Below are 9,144 nucleotides of genomic sequence, written 5' to 3'. Positions count from 1 at the left end.
TCCAGCCAGTCGGCCATTTTGTGGATGAGCGTGCTGTTTTTCATGAGCACCATTTTTTACTGGCTCGGCATGTTTATCGGACGTGCCGGATCAAGCCAGAGTAGCTCGCTCGAGTCACTGGGTTCGAAAATCGCCTGGGTGGCGGTGGGCATGGCGCTGATCGGCACGCTGGTGCGCTGGTACGAAAGCTACCTGATGGGCGCAGACATCGGCCATATTCCGGTCAGCAACCTGTATGAAGTGTTCGTGATGTTTTGCTGGATGACGGCGGCGTTCTACCTTTACTTTGAAGAGCAGTACAACACCCGCGCACTGGGCGCGTTCGTGATGCTGGTGGTCAGTGCGGCGGTCGGGTTTTTGCTGTGGTACACGGTGGTGCGCGAAGCCCATGAAATCCAGCCGCTGGTGCCGGCGCTGAAAAGCTGGTGGATGAAGATACACGTGCCCGCCAATTTTGTCGGTTACGGCATGTTTGCGCTGGCGTCCATGGTGTCCCTGGCCTACCTGGTCAAGCAGCAGGCCGACGAGACCCGCTGGTACAAGCTCACGCCCTTGTGGATGCTGGGCGTGGTGCTGTGTTTTGTGCCGATAGTTTTCCGCAAATCCCTCGACGATGTGGGCGGCACCAATTACTGGCTCGGTTACCTGCTGGTGTCGGGCCTGATCGTTACCACCATCTTGCTGGGCCGCAAGCGCATCGCGGCGCGCCTTCCCAGCTTTGAAGTGCTCGACGATGTGATGTACAAGTCGATTGCCGTCGGTTTTGCCTTCTTCACGATTGCGACGGTGCTGGGCGCGCTGTGGGCGGCCGAGGCCTGGGGCGGCTACTGGAGCTGGGACCCCAAGGAAACCTGGGCATTGATTGTCTGGCTCAACTATGCCGCGTGGCTGCACATGCGCCTCATGAAGGGCTTGCGCGGCACCGTGGCCGCCTGGTGGGCACTGGTGGGGCTGGCCGTGACCACGTTTGCATTCCTGGGCGTCAACATGTTCCTGTCGGGGCTGCACAGCTACGGAACCTTGTAGCGGCCAGGGGCATTCCTTGAATTGAATCCTTGTAAGAATCTGCTGCGTATAAAGACCAAGCATTAGACATACTTCAAGGACTTCATCATGCGCATCAAGACCAGTTCCAGCGGATTTGACCACCTCATTCCCAGTGAAATCACGCCGCAAAGCGCCTACCAGGGCCGCCGCGAATTGATCAAACTGATGGCCACGGGCGCAGCAGGCGCTGCGCTGGCCGGCTGGGCGGGGCGCCAGGCCCTGGCGCAAACCCTGCAGCGGCCTGGCAAGCTGGCGGCTTTGCCGGGCGGAAAATCGGCGCTGGCCGGCGCAATGACGCTGGAAAAAATCACCGATTACAAAGACGCGACCAGCTACAACAACTTCTACGAGTTCGGGACGGACAAGGCTGACCCGGCCAGAAACGCCGCCACGCTGCCCGTCAAGCCCTGGTCCGTCGCGGTGGAAGGACTGGTCAAGCAACCCAGAAGCTACACGCTGGAAGACCTGATCAAGCTCAGCCCGCAGGAAGAACGCATCTACCGCATGCGCTGTGTCGAGGGCTGGTCCATGGTGATCCCGTGGGTGGGTTACTCGCTGTCCGAACTGATCAGGAAAGTCGAGCCGCTGGGCAGCGCCAAATACGTCGAGTTCATCACCCTGGCTGATCCCAAAACCATGCCGTTTGTGGGTTCGCGCGTGCTCGAATGGCCTTATGTCGAGGCGCTGCGGCTGGACGAGGCGATGAACCCGCTGGCATTGCTGACCTTTGGCATGTACGGCGAAGTGCTGCCGAACCAGAATGGCGCGCCTGTGCGTCTGGTCGTGCCCTGGAAATACGGCTTTAAAAGCGGCAAAAGTATCGTCAAAATCCGCTTTACCGACAAGGAGCCGCGCACTGCCTGGAACAAGGCCGCCGCGCAGGAATATGGTTTTTATTCCAACGTCAATCCCACGGTGGACCACCCGCGCTGGAGCCAGGCCAGCGAGCGGCGTATTGGTGAGGACGGGCTGTTCGCCAAGAAGCGCAAAACCCTGATGTTCAACGGCTACGAAGCCCAGGTTGGCCAGCTTTACGCGGGCATGGATCTCAAGAAGTTCTTCTGATGCTGCCCGGTCAAAGGCTGTTGCTGCACCCTGCCGCCAAGCCGCTTGTTTTCGTGGTTTGTTTGCTGCCCTTCGCATGGCTGTTCTACAGCGCGCTGACCAACCAGCTGGGGGCCAATCCGGCGGAAGCGCTGATCCGCGCCATGGGCGACTGGACGCTGCGCTTTATCTGCATCGTGCTGGCGGTCACGCCCTTGAGGGTCATCAGCGGCACACCTGCATTGGCGCGCTTTAGACGCATGCTGGGGCTTTTCGCCTACTTTTATGTCGTGATGCATCTGCTGAGCTACAGCTGGTTCGACATGGGCTTTGATGTGGCCGATATCGCCAAAGACATCGTCAAGCGGCCCTTTATTCTGGTGGGGTTTTTGGCCTTTGTGCTGCTCACTCCGCTGGCGGCCACGTCCTTCAATGCTGCCATCAGGGCCATGGGTGCCAAACGCTGGCAATGGCTGCACAAGCTGGTCTACCTGATTGCCTGCCTGGGCTTGCTGCATTTCTTCTGGATGCGTGCCGGCAAGAACAACTTCACGGAAGTGTTCGTGTATGCCGCCATCGTGGCGCTGCTGCTGGGCTGGCGCGTGCAGCAGTTCTTAATGAAAAAGAGGCTTAAGCCCACAAGCAGCGGGCATATAAAGCTATCTTGATGATAGCAAAAAAGATATTTTCAGCGCCTCGCCCTGTGCCTTGCGGACGCTAGCCAGCCACCAGTTGCTCCTGGCGCATCTGGTCCTGTGCGGTTTCGCGTCGGCGGATCAGGTGCACCTGGCTGCCATCGACCAGCAGCTCGGCGGCGCGGCCGCGGGTGTTGTAGTTGCTGGCCATGCTCATGCAGTAAGCGCCCGCTGACAGCACGGCCAAATGCTCGCCCGCCGCCACGCGCAGGACGCGGTCACGGCCAATCCAGTCACCGCTTTCACAGACCGGACCGACCACGTCGTAGGTGGCCGCCATGGCCTGGTTGCCCTGCAGCGCGACCGGTACGATGGCATGAAAAGCCTGGTACAGGGAAGGGCGGGGCAAGTCGTTCATGGCGGCGTCGATGATGCAGAAATTCTTCTGCTCGCCAGGTTTCAGGTACAACACCTCGGTCAGGCAGACCCCGGCATTGCCGACCAGCGAACGGCCCGGCTCGATCATCAGTTTTTTATCCCCATAGCCGCGCGCATCCAGTTTGGCCAGCAGTTGCCGCCACAGCGCGTCGGCCGCGGGCGGCGTGTCGTGGTTGTAATTGATGCCCAGCCCGCCGCCAAAATCGATGTGCGCCAGCGGGATGCCTGCCGCTTCAATGGCCGCCACCAGATCAAGAATCCGGTCCATGGCGTCGAGATACGGGGTGGCGTCGGTGATTTGCGAGCCGATATGGCAGTCGATGCCGATGACCTGCAAGCCCTGCAGCGAAGCGGCGTGCCGGTAGATGCGCAGGGCGTCTTCATGGGCGACACCGAACTTGTTGTCTTTCAGGCCCGTGGAAATATAGGGGTGTGTCTTGGGGTCAACATTCGGATTGACCCGAATGCTCACCGGTGCGCGCAGCTTCATCGCGCTGGCTACGCCGGAGAGCACGTCCAGCTCGGCTTCGCTTTCGACGTTGAAGCAGCCAATGCCGGCGGTCAGCGCCTGGCGCATCTCGGCCTGCGTCTTGCCGACGCCGGAGAAAATAATTTTCTGGGCGTCACCGCCAGCCGCCAGTACACGCTCCAGCTCGCCGCCAGAAACAATATCAAAGCCGCAGCCGGCCTGGGCAAACACCTGCAGCACACCGAGCGAGGAATTGGCCTTCATGGCGTAGCAGATCTGCGCATGGCGCCCCGCAAAACCGCGCTGGTAGGCCGCCAGGGCCGACAGCATGGCGGCTTTGGAATACACGAAAAGCGGCGTGCCATGCGCCTGGGCCAGCGCGGAGAGCGCCACGTCTTCCACGTGAAGCGCGTCATGGCGGTAGGCTACAAAAGGATGGCCGGGGAGTGCTGCCGATGCAGCCTGGTTCGCGGGATTATTCATTGTGATGCGGATGCCGGGGACGCCGGTACTGGGGCCGGATTGACGTTGTTGGAAATGGCTGATGTCGGAACGACGGGCGGCACCGGGAGAAACAGGGGCCCTTTTTGGCCGCAGCCGGCCAGCGTTGCCGCGCCCGCCACAAGCGCAACAAGGCCATACCGGTGAGTCAGTGCGTGAAGGCGGCCTAAAATTTGGATTGAAAAAACCATAACGGGATTGTAATGACGGACCTTGAATACCTGGACCTGGCTGAGAGCGCGCTCAAGGCCATAGAGAATGCTTGCGACCGGATCAACGATGAGACCGATGCGGACGTGGACAACCAGCGTACCGGCGGCATGATCACGCTGACATTTTCAAACCATAGCCAGATCATCATCAATCTGCAAAAACCGCTGCAGGAAATCTGGATGGCCGCTAAAGCGGGCGGATTTCACTACAAATTCAACAGCGGCCAGTGGCGGGACACCAAGGACGCCAGCGAATTTTTTGCCAATCTGTCGCGTTACGCGAGCGAGCAGGCCGGTCTGCCGCTGGAGTTCAAGGCGCCTGCCTGAGCATCGGCGCGCATCCATAAAAACGGGCCCCGTGCAGGGGCCCGTGGCTGATGGACGGATCGCCCTGGTGCTGGTCAGTTCTTGAACAGATCGAGTATCCGTTTCTTCTCGTCAGAGGGCGGCAGCACCTGAATGGCACCGCCTGGCCCGGCCTGCTGGCCGGTGTTGGCTGCTGCTGCGTCCTGTGCGCCCAGGCTGCTGACACCCGACCCCTTGGCATATTCGTTGTAGTACCACTCACCATTGACGTTGACCACGCCTTCAGGCGCCGGGTACTCGGTGACGGGCACGCCTTTGAGGGCGTACTCCATGTAGTTGATCCAGATGGGCAGGCTCAGGCCACCGCCGGTCTCCCGGTCGCCGAGTTTCTTGGGGGTGTCATAGCCCATCCAGACCGCTGCCGCGAGCGTGGGCTGAAAACCCACAAACCAGGTGTCTATCGAGTCGTTGGTGGTGCCAGTTTTGCCAAAAAGATCAGGGCGTTTGAGCATCGCCTGCGCCTTGGCTGCCGTACCCGAACGCGCAACCTCCTGCAGCAGGCTGTCCATGACGAAGGCGTTGCGCGCATCAATGGCTCTTGCCGATTCATCGAGCACGGGCGGTTTGGTCTCCAGCAGGACATTGCCGCGCTGGTCGGTGATTTTGGTGACCAGGTAGGGGTTGACGCGGTAACCCCCGTTTGCAAACACCGAATACCCCGTGACCATCTGCATGGGCGTCACGGAACCGGCGCCCAGTGCCATGGTGAGGTAGGCCGGGTGTTTGTCCGCTTCAAAGCCAAAACGCGTGATCCAGTTTTGCGCATAGGGTGCGCCTATGGACTGGAGGATGCGGATGGAAATCATGTTTTTTGATTTCTTCAGGCCGGTCCGCACACTCATGGGGCCCTCGAAGTTGCCGTCGTAGTTCCTCGGCTCCCACGGCTGGCCGCCCGTGACGCCGGCGTCGAAAAACAGCGGCGCGTCATTGACCACGGTAGCCGGGGTAAAACCCTTCTACAGCGCAGCCGAATAAATGAAGGGCTTGAAGCTGGAGACCTGCTGGCGCCAGGCCTGGGTGACGTGATTGAACTTGTTTTTCTGAAAATCAAAGCCGCCGACCAGTGCACGGATGGAACCATCGCGCGGGTCCAGTGCTATAAAAGCCCCTTCAACTTCAGGCAGCTGGGTGATTTCCCAGGTGTTTTTAGGTGTTTTTGCCACGCGAATCAAGGCGCCGCGGCGAATTTTGATGTTGGGCCCGGCCTTGGCCGCCAGGCCGGACTGCGCCGGCTTGAGGCCTTCGCCCGTGATCTCAAGCGTTTCGCTGTTTCGGCGCATGGCAAGAATCTGCTTCGGGTTGGCATCCAGCACCACAGCCGACATCACGTCGCCGTTGTCGGGGTTGTCGGCCAGTGCGTCGTCAATCGCATCCTCCATTTCCTGGGGGTTGCTCGGCAGATCGATGAATTTTTCAGGCCCCCGGTAGATTTGCCGACGCTCGTAGTCCATGATGCCTTTGCGCAAGGCCTTGTAGGCCACCGTCTGGTCGGTGGCGCGCAAGGTGGTCGTGACATTGAGTCCGCGCGTATAGGTTTCGTCGCCATATTGGTCGTAGACCAGTTGGCGCACGGTTTCGGCCACGTATTCGGCATGCACACGCCCTGCATCGGGCCCACTTCTTATTTTGAGCGCTTCCTCTTTGGCGGCCCCGGCCTGCTCGTGCGTGATGAAGCCGTTTTCTTCCATGCGCTCAATAACGTAAAGCTGGCGGGCTTTGGCCCGTTTGGGGTTGACGATGGGGTTGTAGGCTGAAGGTGCTTTCGGCAGGCCAGCCAGCATGGCCGCTTCGGCAATGGAAATGTCCTTGAGCGGCTTGCCAAAGTAAGCCTCCGAAGCAGCCGCAAAACCGTAGGCCCGGTTTCCCAGAAAAATCTGGTTCATGTAGATCTCAAGAATCTGGTTCTTGGTCAGCAAGTGTTCCAGCTTGAAGGTCAGCAGGATCTCATAAATCTTGCGGGTATAGCTTTTTTCGGCTGACAGGTACACATTGCGGGCGACCTGCATGGTGATGGTCGAGGCGCCCTGGCTTTTTGCGCGGCCCACATTGGCCAGGCCGGCACGGATCACGCCAATGTAGTCGACGCCGCCATGCGAGAAGAAACGGGCATCCTCAATCGCCAGCACCGCGTCTTTCATGACCTGGGGAATGTCCTTGATGGGGGTGAGTCTGCGGCGCTCTTCACCAAACTCGCCAATCATCACGCCGTCTTCAGAGAAAACGCGCAGCGGCAGCTTGGGCCGGTAATCGGACAGATCCGATATGTCCGGCAGATTGGGGTAGGCGACCGACAGCGCGACGGTCAGAAACAGAACGCCGCCGACCACCCCGGCGAGCATCAGACCCAAGCCCCACAAAGAGAGTTTGACAAGCCGGCGCTGCCAGGAAAGCGGCTTCGCGCGGCTGTGGTTGGAGTCGGGAGATGTGGATGTAGAAGGCTTGGAAGGCATGTGGGCTATCTTAAAGGCGCACCAGCATTATAAAAATCCAGGTCACCCGGACGTTTCAGGCGCCGCCGAAAACGCCAGACTTTTACACTTATGGATGCTGGTTTACACTAATTTATGGGTGGTGGGCCTGTCCGTAACGTCTGCTTTTGACAACGTTTGTGGTGCAAGAAACAGGAAAAAGCCTTACGGCACAAAGAGCTTGCTGCTACTATTCAAGCGATTTCTTAAGTATGCAAGGCTACATATTAGCCATCATTTGGGGACCGCCTTGATCTCTTTGGGATCGTTATTCAACCGCCAACAGCCCGCTTTGCTGGGTCTTGATATCAGCTCGTCCAGCGTCAAGCTGGTGGAGTTAAGCCGCGACAAGGCCGGCAATCTGGTACTTGATCGGTGTGCGATTGAGCCGCTGGCCCATGGCTGGATCACCGACGGCAATGTCGAGAAATTCGATGAAGTGGCCGACGCGGTGCGTCGCCTGGTCAAAAAGAGCGGAACCCGCACCCGAAACGTCGCCATGGCGCTGCCCGCTTCGGCGGTCATTACCAAAAAAATCATTTTGCCCGGCGGCATGAGCGATGCCGAACTGGAAACCCAGGTCGAGTCCGAAGCCAATCAATACATCCCCTTCTCGCTCGATGAAGTCAGCCTCGATTTTTGCGTGCTCGGGCCCAGCGCCTCTTCCAGTGGCGACGTCGAAGTGCTGATTGCCGCTTCGCGCAAGGAAAAAGTGCAAGACCGGCAAGGCCTGGCGGAGGCGGCCGGGCTCAAGCCCATCGTGGTCGATGTGGAGTCTTACGCTTCGCGGCTGGCAACGGCACGGCTGATCGAGCATCTGCCCAACAAGGGGGCAGACACCATGGTGGCCCTGTTTGAAGTGGGCGCCTTGACCACCAGCATGCAGGTGCTCCGGAATGATGAAGTCTTGTACGAGCGAGATCAGGCCTTTGGCGGCGCGCAATTGACGCAACTGATTGTTCGCCAATACGGCTTTTCGCCCGAAGAGGCCGAGAACAAAAAGCGCAGTGGTGACTTGCCGGAAGACTACGGGCCAGCAGTGCTCAAGCCTTTTGTCGAGAGCATGGCGCAGGAAATCGGCCGGGCCCTGCAGTTTTTCTTTACCAGCACGCCGTACAACAAGGTCGACTATGTGATGCTGGCGGGCGGCTCATCCGCACTGTCCGGCCTGACGGACTGCGTCACGCAGCAAACCTCGTTTGCCTGCCTGCTGGCCGATCCCTTCGAGGGCATGGAAATTGGCGATCATGTGCGCGAAAAGAAAATGCGGCGCGAGGCGTCTTCTTATTTGACTTCTTGTGGTTTGGCATTGCGGAGGTTCATGCAGTGATTCTGATCAACCTGCTCCCGCACCGGGAAGCTGCGCGCAAGCACAGGCGCGAGGTGTTTTTTGCGACACTGGGCATGGCTGCACTGGCTGGCGGACTGATTTGTGGCGCCGTGTATTCCTGGTATGGGGCTCAAATTGAAAACCAGCAGGGCAAGAACGCCTTTCTGAAAACAGAGATCACCCGCCTGGAAACGCAGATCAAGGAGATAGCGACCTTGCAGTCAGAGATTGCCGCGCTCAAGGCGCGGCAGATTGCGGTGGAAGATTTGCAGGGAAACCGGAATTTGCCGGTGTACCTGCTGAGCGAACTGGTCAAGCAGCTGCCCGACGGGGTGTACATCAACAGCATGAAGCAGGTCGACCAGGCCGTGATGATCACCGGCGTGGCGCAGTCCAATGAGCGGGTTTCCGAACTACTGCGTAATTTGACCAACAACAGCCCCTGGCTGACCCGACCCGAATTGGTTGAAATTACGGCCGGCACCGTCACCCTGAGCCAGCGAGATCAGCGGCGCGTAGCGAATTTCTCCATGCGGGTGATGCTGAAACGGGCCAGTGATCCGAAAGCGGCCAGCCCTGCCGCATCTGCGTCAGCCAAGACATGACGCCGGTTTGAACAAGACTGATCATGGCA

8 protein-coding genes and 1 pseudogene are annotated in these 9,144 nt (G+C 59.2%); 6 read left to right on the top strand and 3 right to left on the bottom strand.

Annotation, left to right across the window (positions count from 1 at the left end; translation table 11 throughout):
• The 3 genes from ccsB to Q8K05_RS14740 form a co-directional block, all read left to right on the top strand.
• Positions 1–1,026, top strand: a 1,026-nt coding sequence (gene ccsB / locus Q8K05_RS14750; RefSeq protein WP_305247387.1) for a c-type cytochrome biogenesis protein CcsB, incomplete at its 5' end; no start/stop codon positions are given.
• Positions 1,027–1,113: 87 nt separating this feature from the next.
• Entirely contained in the window at positions 1,114–2,112 is a 999-nt protein-coding gene (gene msrP, locus Q8K05_RS14745; RefSeq protein WP_305247386.1) for a protein-methionine-sulfoxide reductase catalytic subunit MsrP, read from the top strand.
• A complete protein-coding gene (locus Q8K05_RS14740; protein ID WP_305247385.1) occupies positions 2,112–2,759 on the top strand; it encodes a sulfite oxidase heme-binding subunit YedZ in 648 nt (215 codons plus the stop codon). Before msrP ends, Q8K05_RS14740 begins: the two co-directional genes overlap by 1 nt.
• 49 nt (positions 2,760–2,808) lie before the next feature.
• Here the strand turns inward: Q8K05_RS14740 and lysA are convergent, their stop codons facing one another.
• Together lysA and Q8K05_RS14730 are read right to left on the bottom strand one after the other, a co-directional pair.
• Positions 2,809–4,116 (bottom strand): diaminopimelate decarboxylase, encoded by a 1,308-nt coding sequence (gene lysA, locus Q8K05_RS14735; RefSeq protein ID WP_305247384.1) that lies wholly within the window; start codon positions 4,114–4,116, stop codon positions 2,809–2,811.
• Positions 4,113–4,325: a lipoprotein gene (locus Q8K05_RS14730; protein ID WP_305247383.1), complete on the bottom strand. Its 213-nt coding sequence runs from the start codon at positions 4,323–4,325 to the stop codon at positions 4,113–4,115. The genes lysA and Q8K05_RS14730 overlap by 4 nt, the downstream gene beginning before the upstream one ends.
• Positions 4,326–4,337: 12 nt before the next feature.
• On the opposite strand from Q8K05_RS14730, the gene cyaY reads away from it, so the two are divergent.
• Positions 4,338–4,673, top strand: coding sequence for an iron donor protein CyaY (gene cyaY / locus Q8K05_RS14725; protein ID WP_305247382.1), 336 nt, complete (start codon positions 4,338–4,340; stop codon positions 4,671–4,673).
• Between the two features lie 74 nt (positions 4,674–4,747).
• Here the strand turns inward: cyaY and Q8K05_RS14720 are convergent.
• Positions 4,748–7,162 (bottom strand): annotated as a pseudogene (locus Q8K05_RS14720) (penicillin-binding protein 1A).
• 268 nt (positions 7,163–7,430) lie between these two features.
• Here Q8K05_RS14720 and Q8K05_RS14715 point away from each other — a divergent pair.
• Together Q8K05_RS14715 and Q8K05_RS14710 are read left to right on the top strand one after the other, a co-directional pair.
• Positions 7,431–8,510 (top strand): pilus assembly protein PilM, encoded by a 1,080-nt coding sequence (locus Q8K05_RS14715; RefSeq protein WP_305247381.1) that lies wholly within the window; start codon positions 7,431–7,433, stop codon positions 8,508–8,510.
• Positions 8,507–9,115: a PilN domain-containing protein gene (locus Q8K05_RS14710; RefSeq protein ID WP_305247380.1), complete on the top strand. Its 609-nt coding sequence runs from the start codon at positions 8,507–8,509 to the stop codon at positions 9,113–9,115. The genes Q8K05_RS14715 and Q8K05_RS14710 overlap by 4 nt, the downstream gene beginning before the upstream one ends.
• The last annotated feature ends 29 nt before the right edge of the window (positions 9,116–9,144 follow it).

Origin of the sequence: Polaromonas sp., from assembly GCF_030682935.1 — a bacterium.
Classification (GTDB): Bacteria; Pseudomonadota; Gammaproteobacteria; order Burkholderiales; family Burkholderiaceae_C; genus Polaromonas.
The sequence above is the reverse complement of the archived record's forward strand: the minus strand, read 5'-3'. Positions and strand labels throughout refer to the sequence as shown.